The organism is Columbia Basin potato purple top phytoplasma (assembly GCF_028595955.1).
Taxonomy (GTDB): domain Bacteria; phylum Bacillota_I; class Bacilli_A; order Acholeplasmatales; family Acholeplasmataceae; genus Phytoplasma.
In genome coordinates, this window is sequence record NZ_JANHJP010000007.1 from 1 (window position 1) to 21,686 (window position 21,686).

Genomic DNA, 21,686 nt, shown 5'->3' on the forward strand with positions numbered 1-21,686 from the left:
TCAAAAGTGTATTTTTTATCCATGTTTAAATTCATTTGAATTTTAAAAGGTGGATTTTTAATGTTTTTTAAAAGCACCGTTGTTTCATAAAGATCCGAATAATTTAAATATAAAGTTTGGTTATCCAGGTTATAATTGGTTTTTTGATTATTGAATAATAAATAAATCTTAAAATAAGGTTGTTGAATTAAAAAATTAATTATTTCTTTTAAACTATTTAAATATTTATTCATTTTTTTAAAATCTCTTTTTTTTGTTTTAACTAATTTTTTTAAACAAAAAAATAAGCCAAACCGTTTTTTTATATTAACTATAAAAAAATAGTTTGACTTAAAACTTAACTTAAAATTGTATAAATCGAATGGAGCTCAACCATAATAAAAAAAATTTAATTAAAATATTAATTTTTTTACCCAAAAATTAATTTATAAAAACAATATTTTATCACAAAAATTTCCCCCTATCCTTATGAAGGATAAATTTCATATTTTAAATTCATTTGTTGAATGAAAATATCTATAAAATTCATAAGTTGTTTTTTTTTATTTTTTTTAATTATTTTAAAAAATTCTAATATCTTATATTTTTGATTTCGAAGCAAAAGAATATTTATTTTTAAATTCTGAATGACTTTTATTATTGATTCTTTTTTTTGTTTAAAATCTGATATTTTTTGAATAATTTCTGATTTTTGCATTTGAAAATTTGCTACATTTTCTTTCAAGGAATTTATTTCTTCGTTTTTAAAAGTAAAAAAACGTTTAAGCAAAAAATTTTTTATTTTTATGTCGATTTCATCTTGTTTTTGTTTTATTACATTTTCAAAAAATTTTTTTTCATTATATAAATATAATAATATTCTGTTAAAATTCTTTTGTTTTGAATATTTATCTTCTAATTCATTCTTAAAAAAATTTATTTTTTTATTACATTTATATAAATTTTTTTTCAAAGAATTCATCAATTCAATATTTTGGATACCTTGATAATAAGATTTAAAAATTTTTTCTTCAGGTTGTTCTAAATTATCATGATTATCTATAATATGAATAAATTTTTGTCGTATTTCTCTTACACTCTTTCTCTGTTTAATAGACGACATACTTTTATTTTTATAACTCGAAGAAATAAGAGGAATACCTAAAACTTTGTTATCAATAAACATAAGTTTTTTATTAAATAATTTCTTTGTATCCAATATTATTAGAAAATAAAAAAATATAATAAAAAAAATGATCAAAATTAAAATAAATATAAATTTATATTTTTTTATAAAATTATTAATTAATATATTCACTTTATTCACTTTTTCTAAATTGTCAAATTATTACCAAATATTAACAACATTAATTATAACATTAACGTTAATATCCCAAATTAAATTTTTTTGAAATAAACAAATTATTAATTTATTAATAAGTTTAAATTAAAATAAATAAATCAAAATATTATTGAATAAATATTTTGGTTCAGATTAAGAAATTTTAAAATTATTTATATTTTAATATATAAGTTAAACTGAATATTTTGATTTATAATCGAACATCTTTTTTTGAATTTGTTCCTCTGTTAAAATTTGTTGATTATCGATATCTAAAAAAACAATATTTTGCCAATCAGGTATTTCTTTTTCTATTAAATAAATAATAGAATGAAAAAAACAATACCCGTCGCCTTTAGTATCTTCAAAAGAATTTATAAAAAAATGATCTTTATCATTTTTTATTTTTAAATTTAAAACATCATTTTTTGAATAACTTTCAATAATATTGCCTAATTCTAATTTATCATTAATAAACAATTTTATATTTTTTTTTAATTTAAGAGATAAAAAATCAATAATACCTTGTATTAAAGGAGTTGAAGATGTATTTAATTTACCGTTAAAAACTTTTAACATAAACAATTCAGGATCCCCTAAAAAAATAGTTTCATACTTTGGGATTTTCTTATCTGTTAATCCTATAACAAATTGGTTTAGCCCTAAATAAGATAATATTTTAACCAAATTATTATCAAATTTCGATAATAATGCTTTTTTTTGAGGCGATCGAAAATAATCTGTAATTGTCTTATTTGGTTTTAACAATGTTTTTTTATGTTCAACACCATACTTTATAAAGACTATAATAGAAAAAAATAAAACAGAAAACAAAAAAATTAAAATAATCATAATATTTTTTTTAAATTTTTTGAGTAAATTACTAAAAAAATTATTTCTATTTTTAATAAAATTGACTCCTTTTTTTTATTATTAATTAAAATTGAAAAAAGTTTAAATGAAGAAATAAAAAAATTTTTATCAAAAAAATATTCATTCAATTTTAATAAAAAAAATTTCTTTTAATTATTTAATTTGAAAAAATATTTTATTAATATAAATTATGATATAATAACTTATACAAATAGATTTAATACGAATTAATTTTGAACTTAAAAACTACTCTCTAAAATATTTTATTAATATAATAAAAATATTTCTTTTTTCAAAAAAATATTTTTATATAATCGTAACAACAACCCATCGAATAAACCATTTTTTTATTTCATTGTTAAAAACAAATCATTTAATATAAAAAAATAATATTCTTAATTAATTTTAAATACTCAATTTTTATTATATAGTTAATTTTATCAAATTTAAAATAATAAAATTTTATAAAAAAATATATATGAAAGGATAAAAATATTATAATGTCGAAAATATTTCGAAAATATTTTTATAATTTTTTAATTATTATTTCCGTTACTTCTTTTATTTTGATCATTCCTATCTATAGCTTATTCACATTAAATAAAGAAAACAATAATCAAGACAAAAAAATTCTTACAACAACTACAATGTTATATGATGCAGTTAAACATTTAATTGGAGATGTAGATGAAGAAGAAGATCCTAAATTGGAATATCAAAAAATAGAAAATATTTCTATTGACGTTTTAATGGGTATCGGAATAGATCCTCATAATTATAAAACTAAGTTATCAGATCGTAATAAAATAAAAAAAGCTGATTTATTAATTGTAAATGGTTTGCATTTAGAAGCTAAAATGTTAGAAGCTTTTGATCAACTTTTATCTAAAAATACCAGTAGTAAATTCTGGAAAGCAGGAGAAGAAAGTTTAGAAAAAAAAGATAAATTAACAGAAGAAAATTCAAAAGATTGTGATCCTCATATCTGGTTTAATATTGATTTATGGATAAAAATAGTCGGTAAATTAAAAGAACAAATAAAAACAATAATTCTATCAAAAGAAGGCCAAGATAAATTAGATAATAATTTGAAAATTTTCCAGACAGAATTAAAAAAAACTAGGTATTATATTATAGAGAAAATGAAAAAATTAAAAGAAAAAATAGAAAACAACGGAAAAAATAAATTTATCATAGTAACAGCTCATGACGCTTTTTCTTATTGGCAAAATTTTTCTGAATATCATTATTGTTCTTTTGAATTAAAATCAATTCAGGGAATTTCTACTCAAACAGAAGCAAGTACATCAACAATAATAAATTTAGCCAAAGAATTAGCTGATAACAATGTAAAAGCTATATTTACAGAAAGTTCAATGCCAAAAAATTCTTTAGAAAGTTTAAAAGAAGAAGTTGATACTTTAAAAAAACAAAAAGGTTTAGAACCAATCAGAATACCTGATGTAGAATTATATTCTGATTCTTTAGGAGCAAATGATAAAAAAGAAGAATTTGGCGGCAAACAATATAAACATTCTACTTATATAGGTGCTTTTTTAAATAATTTAAGAGTTATAGAGGAAAATTTATTATGAAAAAAGAAATATCAATTAAAATAAGAGATTTAACTGTAGCTTACAATCTAAAACCTGTTTTATGGGATATAGATATTGATATTTATCAAAGTTCTTTAACGGCTGTTTTAGGTCCTAATGGAGCAGGGAAATCTACTTTGATAAAAACTTTAATAGAACTTATTCCTAAAGTTTCAGGCGAAATTTTATTTTATAATAAAAAATATAAACAAATAAGGAAACAAATATCTTATGTACCGCAAAGAAATTCTATAGATTGGGATTTTCCTACTACTGTTTTTGATGTTGTTTTGATGGGTAGGTATGGACATTTAGGGTGGTTTAAAAGACCCACTGCAAAAGATAAACAAATAGTTTTAGAGTCGTTAGAAAAAGTAGAGATGATCGAACTTAAAGATCGCCAAATTTCAGAACTTTCTGGCGGACAACAACAAAGAATGTTTTTAGCAAGGGCTTTAGCTCAAGAAGGGGATATTTATTTCATGGATGAACCTTTTCAAGGAGTAGATGTTCAAACAGAAAAAAAAATTATAAATGTTTTAAAAGAATTACAAAAAAAACAAAAAACTATTATTGTGGTTCATCATGATTTAGAAACTGTTAATCAATATTTTGATCATGTTATTTTGTTAAATATTCAAAAAATAGCTAGTGGAGAAACTCAACAAATATTTAATGCCGAAAATATCAAAAAAACATATAAAAATTATCAATTAAATAAAAAAATATAAAAAATAAGATCATAAGAAAGGCCAAATTATATAAATATGATCGATTTAATCTCCTTTTTTAATTTATTAAAAAGTTATACTGTTATAAAAATTTTTATAGGCTCTGTTTTATTAGGAATAATATCTGGTATTTTAGGTATTTTATTTAATTTAAAAAAAAAATCTTTAATAGGTGATGCGCTATCGCATACTGTTCTTCCAGGGATTGCTTTGTCTTATATTTGTTTTCGTTCCACTAGCGAATGGGTTATTTGGTTAGGTGCATTCGGAGCCTCAATAATATCTTTATTTTTAATAGAAATTATTAAAAAATATTCTAAAATAAAATCAGATACTATATTATCTTTAATTTTAACTTCTTTTTTTGGTTTAGGAAATGTTTTAATAGCTTATGCTCAAAAAGAAACTGAAGATTCTTCTATTGCAGTTTTGGAAAAATTTATATTAGGACAGATCGCTTTAATTTCTACAGAGAATGTGATAATTATTGCAATAATTACTTTTATTTCTCTCTTCGTCATAATATTATTATGGAAAGAATTCAAAATTTTTACTTTTGATGAAGTTTTTGCTCAAAGTATAGGTTTCAGCAATACTATTATTAAAGTTATTTTAAATACTTTATTAATCGGATTAGTTATAATTAGTTTAAAAATAACAGGAATTATTTTAACTAGTGCTTTTTTAATTATGCCAGGAGTTATCGCACGTCATATAAGTGATAAATTATTAACAAATATTATAATAGTTTCTATAATCGCTTTTTTATCTAATTTTATTGGCATAATGATTAATCTTCATATAGAAAATATGCCTACAGGACCTATTATTATAGTAATAAACGTTATTTTTATTTTTTTCACTTGTTTATTAGCACCTAAACATGGAATATTAAGAAAACATTTCAAACAAAAAAAATATCAAAATAAAATTAAAAAATTCAAAAAATTAATTCATTTTTATAATAATATAAAATGTGATGAAACGACTGAAATAGATTCTTTTCTATTTCAAGAAAAATATTTATATAAAAAAGAAAATAAAATAATAATTACTGCCAAAGGGATCCAATTAGTAGAAGATTTAATAAATGGTAAAATTGAATCATGAATATAATAAGTAAAATTTTAGAATCTTTTGAAATAGATGTTTTTTGTATTTTAATTTTATGTTCTTTATCTTTAGCTAATTTAGGGATTTTTTTAATTTTAAAAAAAGTTTCTATGGTTATAGATGCTATCAGTCATAGTGTTTTACTAGGAATTGTAATAGCCTATTTAATAATAGGTGATTTAAATTCTCCTTTTTTAATTATTGGAGCAACTTTAATAGGAATTTTAACTGTTTATTTAATAGAATTAATAAAAAATAATAGTAAAATTTCAAAAGATGCAGCTATCGGGATTGTTTTTACTTTTTTCTTTTCTTTAGCTATAATTATTATTAGTATTTATATTAGAAATATCCACATAGATAATGATGCTGTTTTTTTAGGTAATATAGAATTAACTTATATCGAACAACTTTATAAAATAGTTCCTGTTTTAATCTTAAATTTATGTTTTGTTATTATTTTTTATAAAGAATTAAAAATTTTTATTTTTGATCCTTCTCTATCAAATATTTTAGGTTTTTCTTCGCTTATAATAAATTATGCTTTAATGACTCTAGCTTCTTTAACGGCTGTCATTTCTTTTGATATAGTTGGTTCAATAACGACTATCGTTTGTATGATAGGTCCTGCCGCAACATCTATATTATTAACTAAAAAATTATTTCATTGTTGGTTGTTATCTTTATGGTTATCTTTTGTAAGCACTAGTTTAGGTTATTACTTAGGTATTTATTTCGATTTACCTGTATCTGGACTAATTTCTTTAATAATTTTAATTATTTTGTTACTGGTTCTTTGTTTAGAACCTAAAAAAGGCATTTTAAGTCAAATAATAAAAAATTATTTTCAGAAAAAATCTTTTATGATAATAATTTTATTAAAACACTTAGATAATCATTTTATCCAAAATAAAACAAATTATATAAAAGATGTTCAGAATGATTTAAAATGGTCTTCAGATCGTTACCAAACATGTTTACGAAAAGCAATTCAATTAAAATATATAATACAAAAAAATCAAGAATTAATTTTAACTGACTATGGTAGAAATTATTTATATCAAAAAAATAAAAATTTTGGTTGGTTTTTAAATAAATATTAAATATAATAATTAAAAAAAATGAAAAATAACTCCGAAAAATTGAATATTCAAAAATATAATTTCAAAATATTCATAATCTTAAATAAAAAATAAAAAAATCTGAAAAAAGCAATAATACTTTTTTAGGTTTTGACTCTTTATACTTAAATTTTATAGTATTTTATAAAATTTCAAATATTTGTTTTATTTTTTTTGTAAAAATCATTGTCTAAAAAAAATATATATTAAAACAAATAAAAATAAAATAATGAAAATTAAAATAATGAGATTTTTATCTTTAGGATCAGGATAAGCATAAACTTGATTCCAAGCTTCGCTAATTTGTTTTTTATATGTTTCGTTATATTTATATATTTTATCTTCTTTTTTTAAATTTATTGTTAATCGGCGTTCATCTTTTTGTTCTTCATCATCAACATCATATGGAGAATCATACCCAATAAATTCATTATTTTTTTTTCTATTATCTTCTTGTAAAATAAATTTAATAAAATCATAAGCACCTTTTTTATTACTATTTTTAGGTAAAACTATCCCATCAAACCAAATATTAGTCCCTTTATTTTTTGACTCCTCATCATTACGATCATCATTAAATGAATAATATCCTAAATTAGGATTTTGTTTCATTAAAAATCTTGCATCCCCAGAATAAGATACAGCAATATCGTAATATTCATTATCTTTTATTCTCATTCGATCTAATAATTGATCAGTAATAAAAGATAAATTAATATTTTGTTTTTTTAAATTTATTAACCAATCTTTAGCTTTTTGTATTTCTTCTTCTGAATTAACACTGATATTTCCATTAGTAGCTTTTAAACCTATAAAAATACCTTCAAAAGCATTATTATATAAAGCAACCCTAAATTTAGGATTTTTGATTAAATTAACCCATTTATTATTAATTAATTCGTTTAAACTAATTCGATTTGTATTATATAAGAAGCCTAAATTACCCCAAAAATAAGGAATAGTATACTTTGATATTTTTGTATTTTCATTATCTATTTTCTTTTCTATAAAGTCTTTGAATGATAAATTATATGATAATGGTGTTTGTTGTAGTTGACTCCAATCTATTTCTTCTAAATTATGTTCTTTTAATTGTTCAATGGCGTACTCACTTAAAATAGCGATATCATATTGATTACCAGATTTAATTTTATTAATAGCTAATTCATTAGAAGAGAAAAAACTTTGTTTGATAATAAATTGATTAGATTGCTGATTATATTCATTAATAATTGATGGATCAATATATTCTCCCCAATTAAATAAAACAATAACTTTTTTATTATTGTTTTTGTTTTGATTCAGTTTATAAAAAATAAAACAAAACAGAAATAAAACAGAAATAATAAAAATAACCCAAATAAATTTTTTTTTCATTTATAAACAGAATCTTTTCTTAATTTTCTTAAATCGAATATTATTTTAGATAAAATGAATAAAATAAAAACAGAAGATACAGCGTTAATAGTAGGATTAATTGTTCCTTTTAAACTATAAATATAAGCTGATATATTGTGATAATCTGAACCTCCTACAAAATAAGAAATAATAAAATCATCAAAAGATAATGCGAAAGCAATCCCAGCACTAGCTATCATAACATCCTTTAACTGAGGTAAAATAATTTTAGTAAGAGTTTGGAAAGGAGTAGCTCCTAAATCATAAGCTGCTTCTATTAAATATGTATCTAAAGTAGAACATTTAGCATATACAGAAATCAAAACATAAGGAATGCTAAAAGAAATATGAGCTAATAACATCCTCAAAAAACTATTATTTAAACCAATGTAGCTAAAAAATATAAACAAAGCTAAAGCGTTAATGATTTCTGGTATAATGATAGAAAATTGATTTGTATTAATTATAAAATTGCGCCATTTTTTTTTATAATTAATTAAAGAAATAGCTGCTAAAGTACCTATAAAAGTAGAAATGATTGTAGATAAAAAAGCTATTTTAAAAGTAATAAATATTGAAGATTTAATAGCTGAATCTTCTAAAATTCTACGATACCATTTAAAACCAAATTTATGAAAATGTACCAAAGAAGAAATTCTACCATTGCTATCATTAAAAGAAAAAATAATCAAAGATATAATAGGTAAATAAATAAAAAGAAGAATCAAAATTAAATAAATAAAAGCTATTTTATTTTTATTTATTTTGAACATTAGGTTTATATGTTTTATTAAATTGATTCTTCTTATAAAAAATTAAAATATAAAGAATTAAAAAAGTTAAATTAATAGCAATAGCGCAAGCACCTTTGGTATCACCATTTAAAAAAGTTTTATTTTCGATCAACTCACTAATAACAGTAATAGTAGTTGGTCCTAAATATTTAGGAACTACTAAATTAGTTAAAATTTGCAAAGAAACTAAAATGATACCAGTATTTAATCCTGGAATAGATAAAGGAAAAATTATTTTTTTAAAAATTTGTTTATCATTAGCTCCTAAATCTTTAGCAGATTCAATTAAATTAGGATCTATTTTAGAAATACTTAGAAAAATAGATAAAAACATATAAGGAAGAAATAAATAAACAAAACCAATAAACATCGCTATATTAGTTTCTAATAAATTTATAGAAAAAATTTTATCTATTAAAGATAAAATATTAACTAAAGAATGAGTTTTTAAAATTATATTAACCCACATTGTACCATTAATCAATAAAATTAAAATAGATTGTATTGAAAATTTACATTTAGAAACGATATAAGCAAGAGGATAAGAAATTAAAACAAGAAAAAAAGTTGATATAAATGTTATTATCATCGAACGAAATAATACATAAATAAAACTTGTATTAACGAAAAAATTATAATAATGTTTAAAAGTAAAAGAAACATGGAAAAAATTATTTGAATTAATTTCTTGAATAGAATCCAAAAAAATAATATATATAGGAATCAAAACAAACAACACAAGAACAATAAAATAAGGAATTGCTAAATATTTATAAAATTTATTTCCTTTGTTAGTTGAGATATTATAAGAAAACATTTTAATTACCATACCTCCATAATGTGTAAATCTTCTGGATTAAAAAAAATATCTACTTGAGTATTAACCTCGACATAATCAGTTGTATGAACAATATAGTTACGATATTTAGTTTTAACATTAACTTCCCAATGAACTCCTTTAAATAAAACATAATTAACAACTCCTTCGCATAATCCTTTTTTAGAAGCTACAATATCAATATCTTCAGGACGAATAACAATATCTACTTCTTGATTTTTCATAAAACCAGAGTCTACACATTGGAATTCTTTATCATCAAAAAAAACTAAAAAATCTTGTTTCATAATACCTGAGATTAAATTAGATTCACCTATAAATTTAGCTATAAATTTATTAGCAGGTTCGTTATAAATATCTTGAGGTGTGCCTATTTGTTGAATTTCTCCTTGATTAATAACTACTATTTTATCGCTCATAGTTAAAGCTTCTTCTTGATTATGAGTAACAAAAATAAAAGTAATACCTGAATTTTTTTGAATTTCTTTTAATTCATATTGCATTTCTTGTCTTAATTTTAAATCTAATGCTGCTAAAGGTTCATCTAATAATAGAACTTTAGGTTTATTAATTAAAGCTCGAGCTATCGCTACTCTTTGTTGTTGTCCTCCTGATAATTGTCTAATATCCCTATATTCTAATCCTTTTAAACCTACTAATTTTAAATAATATAAAACTTTTTCTTCAATAAATAATTCTCTTTGTTTTGGAGATAAAATTTTAGCTTGTAATTTAGATATTTCTTGAGAATATTTTTGCACTAAAGCTAATTTTTTACTTTTAAATTCTATTTTTAATTGATTTATTTCAGGATTTGTTGTCTGAAAAAAAAATCTCTTCAAAAAAGAAAAAAAAGATTTATTTTTTTTTTGTAATATATTTAAACTAATTTTATCAATCTTCGATTGATATTCTTTTTTTATTTGTTTTATTTTTTCTGTTTTTTGAATTTTTAAATTTAAGATTTTATCTTTATATTTTTTGTTAAAATTTTTAAGTCTTAAACCGAAAGCAATATTTTCAAAAACATTTAAATGAGGAAATAAAGCATATTTTTGAAAAACTGTATTAATTAATCTTTTATGAGGTGGTAAATCTATAATACTTTGATCGTTAAATAAAATATCACCACTACTCATATTTTCTAAACCACCAATAATTTTTAAAAGAGTGGTTTTGCCGCAACCAGAAGGACCTAATAAAGTTACAAATTCATTTTCTTTTATTTCTAAATTAATATCATTCAAAATAATTTGATTATTAATTATTTTATTAATATTTTTTAATTCTATTAAATTTGTCATTATGCTTTCCCTTTATTAAATAAACAAAATATTTTCTAAATTATTTATTGCTATCACTTGATAAAATAGCTAAAAAAGCTTTCTGAGGTAACATTACTTTACCTAAAGATTTCATCTTTTTTTTACCTTTTTTTTGTTTAGCTAATAATTTCTTCTTTCTACTAACATCTCCGCCATAACATTTATCAATAACATTTTTACGCATAGATTTAATAGTTTCTCTTGTGATTACTTTTTTACCTATAGCAGCTTGAATAATTATTTCAAACATTTGTTTCGGAATCAAATCTTTTAATTTTTGACAAATAATTTTAGCTTTTTGATAAGCAAAAGTTTCGTGACTAATAAAAGATAATGAATCAACTATTTCAGAATTTAATAAAATATCTATTTTTTTTAATTTACTTGGATAATATTGGTCTAATTGATAATCAAAAGAAGCATAACCTTGAGTAGAAGATTTTAATTTGTCAAAATAATTATAAATAACCTCTGAAAGAGGCAACAAGTATTTTAACATAACTCTATTATGGTTTAAATACTGAATATCTTGCAATTGACCTCTTTTACTTTGTGAAAGTTCCATTACTGGTCCAATATAAATTTCAGGTAAAGTTAAAAAAGCTTGAATATAAGGTTCTTCAATGCGTTCAATTAATTGATTAGCAGGCCATTTAGCTAAATTATCTACAATAATTTTTTTATTATTAGGTTGATAGATATGTAAAAGTACTGAAGGCGCTGTAATAATAACCTCAATACCAAATTCTCTAATAATTCTTTCTTGAATGATTTCCATATGTAAAAGTCCTAAAAAACCAATTCTAAAACCGACTCCTAAAAGTTTAGAACTTTCCTTTTCATAAGTCAAAGAAGAATCATTTAATCTTAATTTTTGCAAAGCTTGTTGTAAATGACCGTATTTTTTTAAATCAGCAGGATAAAGACCGCAAAACACAACTGGATTGATTTTACGATATCCAGGTAAAGCAGGTACTTGATGATCTCGACTTAAAGTAATAGTATCACCTACACGTACATCATCAATATTCTTAATAAAAGCACTTAAATAACCAACATCGCCAGCTGCTAAAAAATCTTTTTTAATGGGTTTAGGACTAAAAATACCCACTTCCATAACTTCATAAGTAGCTTGACTTGAAATAAAACGTATCTTATCTCCTTTTTTTATAATACCATTGAAAACACGAATAGAAGGGATAACACCTTTATAAGAGTTAAAAACAGAATCAAAAATTAAAGCTTGTAAAGGTTTTTTAGCGTCTCCTTGAGGAGGTTGAATATATTTGATAATATTTTCTAAAATTTGTGTAACACCCAAACCTGTTTTACCACTTGCAATAACCATTTTATCAAGATCTAAATTTAATTTGTCTTGAATATCTTTTTTAGTTTTTTCTACATCGGCCATAGGCAAATCTACTTTATTTAAGACAGGAATAATTGTTAAATTATTTTCTAAAGCTAAATATACATTAGTTAAAGTTTGAGCTTGAATACCTTGGGTGGCATCAACAATCAAAAGAACTCCTTCGCAAGCAGCTAAAGAACGAGATACTTCATAATTAAAATCAATATGTCCTGGAGTATCAATTAAATTCATAATATAATCTTCATTATTTTGATTTGTATAATGAATTTCTGATGTATTTAATTTAATAGTTATCCCTTTTTCTCTTTCTAGATCCATAGAATCTAAAATTTGATCTTTCATATCTCTTTTTTGAATCGTATTTGTAATTTCTAATATTCTATCAGCTAAAGTAGATTTACCATGATCTATATGTGCAATAATGGAAAAATTACGAATCTTTTTTTTTCTTTCATTTATTTCATCTAAATTCATATTTGAACCTTTGAATAAGAATTTTTAAAAATATTTTTTCAATACCATAATAATAATAAAAAATAATTTTATTGTTATTTTTTCTTTTTATTTATTTCTTCAATAAAAGATAAATAATTACGATAACGAATAGGAGAGATTAAATTATTATAATAAGCTTCTTTTACTTTGCATTTATCTTCTTTAATATGTAAACAACTATAACCAAAAAAACATTGTTCTGCGAATATTAAAAAATCATCATAAAAATTTTTAATTTCTTCAGTTTTAAAAGCTAATAAATCTAATTTAGAAAAGCCTGGAGTATCAGCGATATAACCTTCATGAAAAAAAAATAATTTAGAATTTTTAGTAGTATGTTTGCCTCTATTTAAATATTTGGAAATTTCTTGAGTTTTCAAATTCAAAGAAGTTAAAGCATTAATTAAAGTCGATTTGCCTACTCCTGTTTGGCCTGCTAAAATAGTTATTTCATTAGCAAAAAAAGGATATAAATTATTCAAACCATATCTATGTTTACTATCTATATAATAAATAGGACAAAACTTATTGTAATAAGATATTTTATTTTTGAATAAAATTAATTCAGATTCAGAAATTAAATCTATTTTTGTAAAAATTAAAATAATTTTTAATTGAAATTTTTTTAAAATAAGTAAAAATTTATCCAATAGTTTAAATTGAAATTTAGGTTGTACTAAAGAAAATACCAAAAAAACTTGAGTAATATTACTTATATTTGGTCTATTTAATGAATTAGAACGAGGTAAGATACTATCAATTAAAAATTGGTCATCTTTAACTTCATATAAAACTAAATCTCCAATTTTTATTTTAGAATAATCTAAACTATTATCTGTTTCTTTTTTAGAATCATGATATTTAATTTTACCTTTAGTTTGGGCATGTATTTTTTGTTTTGTTTCTAAATCAACAACTACATATTTTTTTATTAAAAATTCAATTATAATACCTTTACGCAAATTAATATTTTTCTCCGTACTATTTTTTAATTATCTTAACTTAGCTTTATAAATTGTTTTTATTTTTTCTTCTATTCGAGTCATAATATTATTAACAGATTCTTTAAATAAACTTTTATTTTTGTTATTAAAAACAAAACGAAAAGATAAAGAATGTTCTTCTGAAGATGATTGATTATCTTCATAAAGATCTAATAATTCGCATTTAATGATAATATCAGACATCTCGTTTTTTAAAGTTTGAAAAATCTCTTGAAAAGAATATTTTTTTGAAACAAAAAAACTTAAATCTCTGATAATAGAAGGAAATTTAGTAATTTCTTCAAAAATAAATTTTTTAGAATTATCCAACAAATTATTATCTAAAATAATTTCTAAAAGAAAACTATCTTTTAAATTATATGATTCTCTTACAACAGGATGAACCTCTCCAATAAAACCAATTTTTTTATTTTTGTATAAAATATTGGCTTGTTTACCAGGATGCAAACTAATATAAGAAGAAGTTTGTTGTAAATCTAATTTACAATCTAATAATAAACCTATTCGTTCTAAAACCCCTTTTAAAACAAAAAAAGAACCAACTATATTATTGGGATTACTCCATCCGAATGAACTGATATTACCACTTAAACCTAAGGATAAATGTAATTGTTCTGATTGAGGTAAATAAACTTTACTTATTTCAAAAAAGGCATTATTATAATTATTATGTGTTTGATTATAACTTAAAGTTTCAATCATACTACCACTTAAATATTGTCTTAAAACAATATTTTCTTGAGAAATAGGTTTAGCTACTTGTAAATGATCTTTATTTTGTGAAAATAAATTAAAATTTTTAAAACTAACTAAATTATAAGTAATAATTTCGTAAAAACCTAAATAAGTTAATAAATCTTTTAATTTATATAATATTTCTCTTTTTTTATTTATTAAATAATTTTGCGGAGGATTTATAATTGTTCTTTGTAATTTATTAAATCCGTATACTCTTATTATATCAGAACAAACATCTTCAGGTATCAAAACATCATAACGTCTTAAAGGTGCTTTAACTTTTAACATCTTGTTATTCAATATGTATATTTCATAATCTAATTTTTTTAAAAACATCTGAACTTCTTCTAAAGATAAATCTACACTTATTTTGTTTTTAATAAAATCTAAAGATAAAGATATGTCAGGATTTTGATGATATTTAATTTTTTGAGACACAATATCAGAAATAATAAATTCTTTATTTAATTGTTGTAAAAGAAATCCAGCTCTCTTTAAAGCTTGAAAAATTAAAGAAGAATCAATACTTCTATTTAAGTGTAAATTTTTTTCATTTTTTTTATTAAATTTTTTATTCGTTTTAGTAATATAAGAAGAATTTAAATAATAAGAACTAATAATAATTTTATGAGTATTTTTATTAAGAATATTGAACAAAGAAGTAGGGGCACCTAAAAGAGATAAAATTTTTGAACCGCTAGCCACAACAATATCTTCTTTATCTAACGAAATATTTTTATCTGAAATAAACAAATTATTCACTTCTGCTTCAAAAGTGTTTCTAATTTGAATTTGATTTTCATTTAAATGAGACACATCCAAAATATCTAAAGGAATACCGTATTCTAGTAAAACAAGATTTGTAATATCTATAATATTATTAACAGGAGTTATATTATGATTAAAAAGAAAACTTCTCAACCATAAAGGAGATGTTGTTACTTTAACATTTTCCATATAAAGCATATGATATTCTTGACAATGATCGTTTTGAATTTGAATTTGAAAAGGATTTTTGGTTTGTTGAATATATTCTGATGACGAATCAAAATCATTTAATTTAACTTTGTTATAAATAGCCTTTAAATCTTTAGCAAAACCTATATAAGATAAAAGATCTCCTCTATCAGGAGTAATATTTAATTTTAAAAAAAAACCTCTTAAATTCAAATAATCTAAAACATTTTCGCCAATAGGAGCATCATCATCTAAAAGTAAAATTCCTTTTTTTTCTTCTTCTATTAAAACATCAGAATTTAAACCTAATTCTTGAGCAGAACAAATCATTCCCTGTGATTCTATACCTAAAATATTTTTTTGTTGAATACTAATTTTAATAGTTTTTAAATAGGCTCCAATAGTAGCTACTGCTACTTTTTTGCCTTGAACTAAATTAGAAGCACCACAAATAATTTTTAAACAAGTATTTTTAATATCAACAGTAACTAAAGAAAGTTTTTTGGAATCAGGAATTTTTTCGAATTTAACAATTTGACCTATTATTAAATGATTATTAGGTTCCAACACGGAACATGTATTAATTTCGGTAATATTATTATTAATTAAATCCTGTAATTCATTGAAATCATAATTTTCAAGAGAAAGATATTTTTTTAATTTTTTTTCGTTAATTATCATTTTTTATATCCTTTAAAAATTTATATAATTTGAGTTATTTTTTTGAAAAAATCAAACAAATTGATTTAAAAAACGAATATCATTATTATAAAAAGATCTAATATTTTTTATATTATATTTTAACATTGTAATTCGTTCGATGCCCATACCAAAAGCAAAACCACTATATTTTTGATTATCAAAACCTCCATTAGATAAAACTTTAGGGTGAATCAATCCAGCCCCCAGTATTTCTAAATAAAATTTTTTTTGATCAGGGCCTTCCATGATTAAATCAACTTCAATACTAGGTTTAGTAAAAGGAAAATAAGAAGTGCGAAATCTAAATTTTTGTTCATTGCCAAAAATATATTCTATAAAAGAAGAAATAATTTCTTTTAAATCTATTAAACTTATATTTAAATCAATCACAAAACCTTCTAATTGAGTAAATTGATGACTATGAGTATCATCATCTTTATCTCTTCTATAAACTTTTCCTGATGAAATAATTTTTAAAGGTTGATTAGGAAATTTTAACATAGTTTGAATTTGAACGGCTGAAGTATGGGTTCTCAAAAGATATTCTGAATTGTTTTTTAAATAAAAAGAATCTTGCATATCTCTAGAAGGATGATCTTTAGTCATATTTAACATTTCAAAATTATATAAATCTGTTTCTATTTCCTTACCTTCATGAATAGAATAACCTAAACTCAAAAAAAATTGTTCTATTTCTTTCAAAGTTTGGTTTAAAGGATGCATACAACCTTTAGGAAACTTAAAAGCAGGTAAAGTAATATCTATTTTTTCTTTTTTTAATTTATTATTTAAAATTTGGTTTTCTAAAAAAATTTTTTTTTCTTTAATTAAAGTAATATTTTTTTTTTTAGATAAAAAAATAACTTTTTTTAAATTTTTCTGAATATCTAAATCAAAAAAATTAACTTTTTTTAAAAGTTCTATAAAAATTCCTTTTTTGCCAAAATATTTTATTTCTAATTCTGATATTTTTTTTATTTCATTAATTTGTTTTAAATCTTGAATTATGTTTGTTTCTATTTCATTAAGTATTTGATTTAATTCTTTAATATTTTGATACATTCAAATGTACTCCTTTTTATTTTGGCATGGATACAATAAAAGTTTTTTTAATTATATATATATTATTTTCAAAAAATGATTTTAGTTACATAAATATATTATATTATTATATAAACAATAATAACAAAAATAAAAAATTTACTTTCAATAAAAATGGAAAAAATATGAAATTTTTTTATCATATGAATCATTCATTTTTGATCCATTTAAATTAAATGATTTTCGTTTCATTTTTTTGTTAAAATCTTTTAAAAAATATTATTTTCCTTATAAAAAATAAAAATATAAAAATAACTTCAAATCATATGTAAAATAATATCATGATGAGAAAAATAAACATCTTTTAAAAGAAAAAAACCAACTTTCAAGTTGGTTTTTTTAATAAAAAAATATTCTATATTATAAAAATTTAATTCATGTATATATATTGAAAACCAAAAGTGTAAATAATATACATAAGAGGACCCACTATTCTAGTAGCTATCATAGCAAACGGTAATAAATCCATTCTATGACTTATAGACATAATCCCTATATTACCGGTTCCTCCGACACTATAAGAAGATAAACCAGATGTTAAAGACGCCTCTAACGGATAAAAACCAAAAGATTTAGCTAACATAAATGTTAGTCCGATAACTACTAACAATGAAACACTCACTAATAAAAAAATATGCCATTTTAAAATACATTCTCTTAATACTTCAAATTTTATAGTTAAGCCTAATCCAGCTAAAATAGGAGCAGTAAAATTAGTAGACATAAATTTTCCAGCTTGCGAAACATAATCTTGATAAATTTGAGGAATTAAATGAAATATTTTTATTAATATCAAGAAAATAATAACATATACCATGGCATCCATTTTACTAAATAACATAAAATTAACCATAATGCCTAAAGAATATAAAGCGAAAATAATTAATAAACCACTTCCTAAATTTAGATATTCTAAAGGTTTATTAATAGGTTTTTTAACCGATATTTTTTTATTTTCTAAATTTCCGTTTCCGCTATATTTAGTTTTATCAAATAAAACATATAAAAGTCCTGCGAAAAAAATACTTAAAACTCTAGCAAGTATTAAAGGAGCTATAATAATACTTCTTATATCATCGTTATTCAATTCTGGTTTAAATGCTTTAAGATAAACATTATTAGCGAAACCATTTATTCCTAAATTAGTTCCGCCATTTGTCAAAGGGGCAAAAATAAAAAAAATAGAATCCCAAAAAGAACCTTGACTTTTATGTGCAAAGGCTGATGGGCAAGGAACTTTTAATAACCATCCTAAAATACCAGTTACAATTAAAGCCCCCAAAACAGCTATTAAAGTTAAAGGAATAAAACGTAACATAGATCTTTTTAATAAATTTTGATCTACACTCAAAATACTACCCGCAATAACTATAGTAATAAAAAATTGAGAAAACTGAATACCAACTTCGCCAGATTTTTTTGGTTTATTAAAAAAATATTCATTAAATTTGCTACTTATATCTTTGTTAATAATCCCTTTATATACCAATAAAGAAGGTACAAGAATACAAAGTAAAAATCCTAATCCAAATTTATTAAAAAAAGGAATTTTTTCGCCAATAAAATTTAACGAAATACCTAAAGACATCATAATAAGTAAAGGCGTTAATAAAGGATGCCAAAGTGTATTTATATCGTTTGGATTCGACTTTATTAAAAGAATATTTAAACCTGCAATACAAATAATACCTAGAAATATAAACAAATTTAAACCAAAAATTTTAATATTCTTCATAAAAATTATTTTATTCTTTCTTTAATTATTCGATTTTTTTTTTTTTTAAATTCTAAAAAAGAAATTTATAATTTCAACATTTAAAATTAAAAAAATCAACACAATTAATTATATAAATAAATTGATTCAATGTCAATTATTTATAATAATGTTTATAAATGAATCATGATCATTTTTATTTTGTAAACAAAAAAAAGAATAGTTGTAAAAACTAATCTTTTTGTATTAAAATTTTATTTATTAATAATCAGAAAAATCAAGTTGCTTTATATAATGTTAAATTATTTGTTACTAAATTAATTTTAGGATAATTTTCATAAAAGTACTCGCTTACTGGAAATAATGGTTGTTTATTATATGATAAATATACTTGAAGATATTGTTTTTCGCCCATAGAGCTTACTCTTTTTTTTAATTGTAATTTTAAATCACCTAATTCTTTATAATTGTATAAATTACGTTCTGCTCCTGATTCATCTTTTAATAAATTTATAGTTGAATTAGGTTTTAATTCTGTATTCTTTAAATTAAAAATTATAGCAGGTTTTTGTTTAAGTAAATTTAAGATATCTTTCATATTCATTTGAAATTCTTCTTCAGGTTTTCCTTTTAAATTCTCAATTTTATAATAACATTTTTGTGTATCCGGATTTATATTTATCTTTTTAAAAAAATCACTTTCATTAGGTAATTTTGTTGTATCAGAATATGGATATGAAATGTCATCATCAAATAATTGTTGGTTAATCGGTTCATAAACTTCTTCTTGTATATCGGTTGTTTTTGTATTTGGTGTATCTACTTTATTTTTGTCTGTTGATTCTTTAAGAATAAAAAAATAAATTAAATAAAGTAATATAACTATTAAAAAAACTATTATTACAATTTGAAATTGTTTCTTGTAACCTTTATTTGTCATAATATATTCAATTACCACCTCATAATTTATTTTTATTTTGTATAACTAAATTTTTAAAAAATAATAAAAATTTAAACAAATACTAATTAAAAATAAAATAAATGATAAAAAATATAATAATGAGAAAAATAAAGTATAACAATAAAATATAATAATAGTAATATAATTTAAAAATTACTACTAGTTATAATTATAAACAATAAAATACAAATAAATAAAAAAATTAATTTTAAAATTTAAAATATTAAAAATAATGCAAATTATAAAATTCATAAAATCTTTTTTAAAAATTAAAATAAATTAAAAAATATGAATAAAATATGTTTTTTTTAGAAAAAATAAATTCTTTTATTTTTGAACTAAATATTTTTCTTTTATTTATTGCAATCCTAAAATTTAAAAAAGTTATCTTTTGTCAAAATTCTACCTAATAAAATTTTTTTTTAAAATTCAAAAGTTATTGTCATATTCAAAATTTTCTTTTAAATAAAAATAATCAACGAGAAATATTTAATATTTCATTATTTATTTCATTATAATGTTCATATAATTTTGTATTTAATTCAGACTTAATATTATTATAAACTTGTTTAAAAGAATAGTATAAATGATCCCCATGTCAATCTCACTTTGTTCTTTTCTTGCAATTTTCAATACAGCAGTATTCAATAATTATTCTAACCTTCTATTAGCTTTATCTGTATCAGATAACTGTTCATTTATTCCTTCATTTATTCCTTCATTTATTCCTTCATTTATTCCTTCATTTATTCCTTCATTTATTCCTTCATTTATTTCTTCATTTATTTCTTCATTTATCCAATACAAAAATAATTTTACTTCTTCTTTATAGTGATTGTGTCTTTATTGAATACGTTTATCTAAAAAAGATTTACGTTCTTCTTTGTTACCAACTTTAAATTCGATATGTCCCAACTATTTCATTTTTTTAAACAAGTTAAATTTTTAAAATTGTTCTTTAAGACTAAAAATTAATAGGTAATTTCTTATCTTTTCAAAATAAAGAAATATTGTTTTTGTTCAAAAAAGTATCTAAACTTTTTTTAATAATTCTTCAGTTTCAAAAGATATTTTTTTTAATATTTTATCTTTACACTATCTAGTTAGGTGAAAAAAGTTAAAAACTCCCAACAAAATGAAAAGAAAATAAACTTTGCTATTAATTTACTATTTTTCTTTAAAAAAAGGCGTATTAAAGTAACCTTTTTCAAGGTTATATTATTTTTGATATTAATTTAACTAAAAATTTATCTCAGATTTTGAACATATTGAAATAGATTTGAATAGTTTAATTTACTTAAAATCCATTGATTATTCTAAAATTTCGGAAAATAATTGATTAATTTTTTCATTTTATCAGGAGATTTTTGAAATAAAAAAGGATTTTGATGTTTTAAGATCGTTTTCATTTGGCCGAAAAAGTTTTCAATGACGGCGTTATCACGAGGGGCAGCTTTTCTTGACATACTGATTAAAAAAACCTTTTTTCGTTAAATTTTGTTGAATTTTGAGCAATTGATATGTTCCGATTTA

The 21,686-nt window shown here is 21.2% G+C and carries 18 protein-coding genes and 1 pseudogene; 4 read left to right on the forward strand and 15 right to left on the reverse strand.

What is annotated here, in order from left to right; genetic code table 11:
- The 3 genes from M8044_RS01905 to M8044_RS01915 form a co-directional block, all read right to left on the reverse strand.
- On the reverse strand, positions 1–233 hold a 233-nt coding region (locus M8044_RS01905), incomplete at its 3' end, for a hypothetical protein (protein WP_273585378.1).
- 233 nt (positions 234–466) lie between these two features.
- Positions 467–1,165 (reverse strand): hypothetical protein, encoded by a 699-nt coding sequence (locus tag M8044_RS01910; protein ID WP_273585379.1) that lies wholly within the window; start codon positions 1,163–1,165, stop codon positions 467–469.
- Between the two features lie 348 nt (positions 1,166–1,513).
- The gene (locus tag M8044_RS01915) at positions 1,514–2,173 is read right to left on the reverse strand and encodes a hypothetical protein (protein ID WP_273585380.1); all 660 of its coding nucleotides are present in this window, start codon (positions 2,171–2,173) and stop codon (positions 1,514–1,516) included.
- A 521-nt stretch (positions 2,174–2,694) separates the two neighbouring features.
- On the opposite strand from M8044_RS01915, the gene M8044_RS01920 reads away from it, so the two are divergent.
- From M8044_RS01920 to M8044_RS01935, 4 genes are read left to right on the forward strand one after another with little or no spacing between them, the layout of a single operon-like run.
- On the forward strand, positions 2,695–3,789 hold the full coding sequence (locus M8044_RS01920) for a metal ABC transporter solute-binding protein, Zn/Mn family (protein WP_273585381.1): 1,095 nt from the start codon (positions 2,695–2,697) through the stop codon (positions 3,787–3,789).
- Positions 3,786–4,520 carry a metal ABC transporter ATP-binding protein gene (locus M8044_RS01925; protein WP_273585382.1) on the forward strand — a complete coding sequence of 245 codons (735 nt, stop codon included), beginning with the start codon at positions 3,786–3,788 and terminating at the stop codon, positions 4,518–4,520. The genes M8044_RS01920 and M8044_RS01925 overlap by 4 nt, the downstream gene beginning before the upstream one ends.
- Before the next feature lie 36 nt (positions 4,521–4,556).
- Positions 4,557–5,630 (forward strand): metal ABC transporter permease, encoded by a 1,074-nt coding sequence (locus tag M8044_RS01930; RefSeq protein ID WP_273585383.1) that lies wholly within the window; start codon positions 4,557–4,559, stop codon positions 5,628–5,630.
- Complete coding sequence (locus M8044_RS01935; protein ID WP_273585384.1) at positions 5,627–6,736, forward strand: metal ABC transporter permease; 1,110 nt, start codon at positions 5,627–5,629, stop codon at positions 6,734–6,736. Before M8044_RS01930 ends, M8044_RS01935 begins: the two co-directional genes overlap by 4 nt.
- A gap of 201 nt (positions 6,737–6,937) precedes the next feature.
- On the opposite strand, the gene M8044_RS01940 is transcribed toward M8044_RS01935, so the two are convergent.
- The 12 genes and pseudogenes from M8044_RS01940 to M8044_RS01995 form a co-directional block, all read right to left on the reverse strand.
- Complete coding sequence (locus M8044_RS01940) at positions 6,938–8,131, reverse strand: extracellular solute-binding protein (protein WP_273585385.1); 1,194 nt, start codon at positions 8,129–8,131, stop codon at positions 6,938–6,940.
- Positions 8,128–8,925 carry an ABC transporter permease gene (locus tag M8044_RS01945; RefSeq protein WP_273585386.1) on the reverse strand — a complete coding sequence of 266 codons (798 nt, stop codon included), beginning with the start codon at positions 8,923–8,925 and terminating at the stop codon, positions 8,128–8,130. Before M8044_RS01945 ends, M8044_RS01940 begins: the two co-directional genes overlap by 4 nt.
- The gene (locus tag M8044_RS01950) at positions 8,909–9,763 is read right to left on the reverse strand and encodes an ABC transporter permease (RefSeq protein WP_273585387.1); all 855 of its coding nucleotides are present in this window, start codon (positions 9,761–9,763) and stop codon (positions 8,909–8,911) included. The genes M8044_RS01945 and M8044_RS01950 overlap by 17 nt, the downstream gene beginning before the upstream one ends.
- A 5-nt stretch (positions 9,764–9,768) precedes the next feature.
- Entirely contained in the window at positions 9,769–11,088 is a 1,320-nt protein-coding gene (locus M8044_RS01955) for an ABC transporter ATP-binding protein (RefSeq protein WP_273585388.1), read from the reverse strand.
- 40 nt (positions 11,089–11,128) lie between these two features.
- A complete protein-coding gene (lepA, locus tag M8044_RS01960; RefSeq protein WP_273585389.1) occupies positions 11,129–12,955 on the reverse strand; it encodes a translation elongation factor 4 in 1,827 nt (608 codons plus the stop codon).
- A 74-nt stretch (positions 12,956–13,029) separates the two neighbouring features.
- On the reverse strand, positions 13,030–13,938 hold the full coding sequence (gene rsgA, locus M8044_RS01965; protein WP_273585390.1) for a ribosome small subunit-dependent GTPase A: 909 nt from the start codon (positions 13,936–13,938) through the stop codon (positions 13,030–13,032).
- 30 nt (positions 13,939–13,968) lie between these two features.
- A complete protein-coding gene (gene pheT, locus M8044_RS01970) occupies positions 13,969–16,356 on the reverse strand; it encodes a phenylalanine--tRNA ligase subunit beta (protein WP_273585391.1) in 2,388 nt (795 codons plus the stop codon).
- 51 nt (positions 16,357–16,407) lie between these two features.
- A complete protein-coding gene (gene pheS, locus M8044_RS01975; RefSeq protein WP_273585392.1) occupies positions 16,408–17,439 on the reverse strand; it encodes a phenylalanine--tRNA ligase subunit alpha in 1,032 nt (343 codons plus the stop codon).
- A 409-nt stretch (positions 17,440–17,848) separates the two neighbouring features.
- Positions 17,849–19,213, reverse strand: a complete 1,365-nt coding sequence (locus tag M8044_RS01980; RefSeq protein WP_273585393.1) for a 2-hydroxycarboxylate transporter family protein — start codon at positions 19,211–19,213, stop codon at positions 17,849–17,851.
- Positions 19,214–19,469: 256 nt separating this feature from the next.
- The gene (locus M8044_RS01985) at positions 19,470–20,132 is read right to left on the reverse strand and encodes a hypothetical protein (protein WP_273585394.1); all 663 of its coding nucleotides are present in this window, start codon (positions 20,130–20,132) and stop codon (positions 19,470–19,472) included.
- Between the two features lie 672 nt (positions 20,133–20,804).
- The gene (locus M8044_RS01990; protein WP_273585395.1) at positions 20,805–20,960 is read right to left on the reverse strand and encodes a hypothetical protein; all 156 of its coding nucleotides are present in this window, start codon (positions 20,958–20,960) and stop codon (positions 20,805–20,807) included.
- 440 nt (positions 20,961–21,400) lie between these two features.
- Positions 21,401–21,674, reverse strand: a pseudogene (locus M8044_RS01995) (IS3 family transposase); the annotation flags it as partial.
- Positions 21,675–21,686 lie beyond the last annotated feature (12 nt).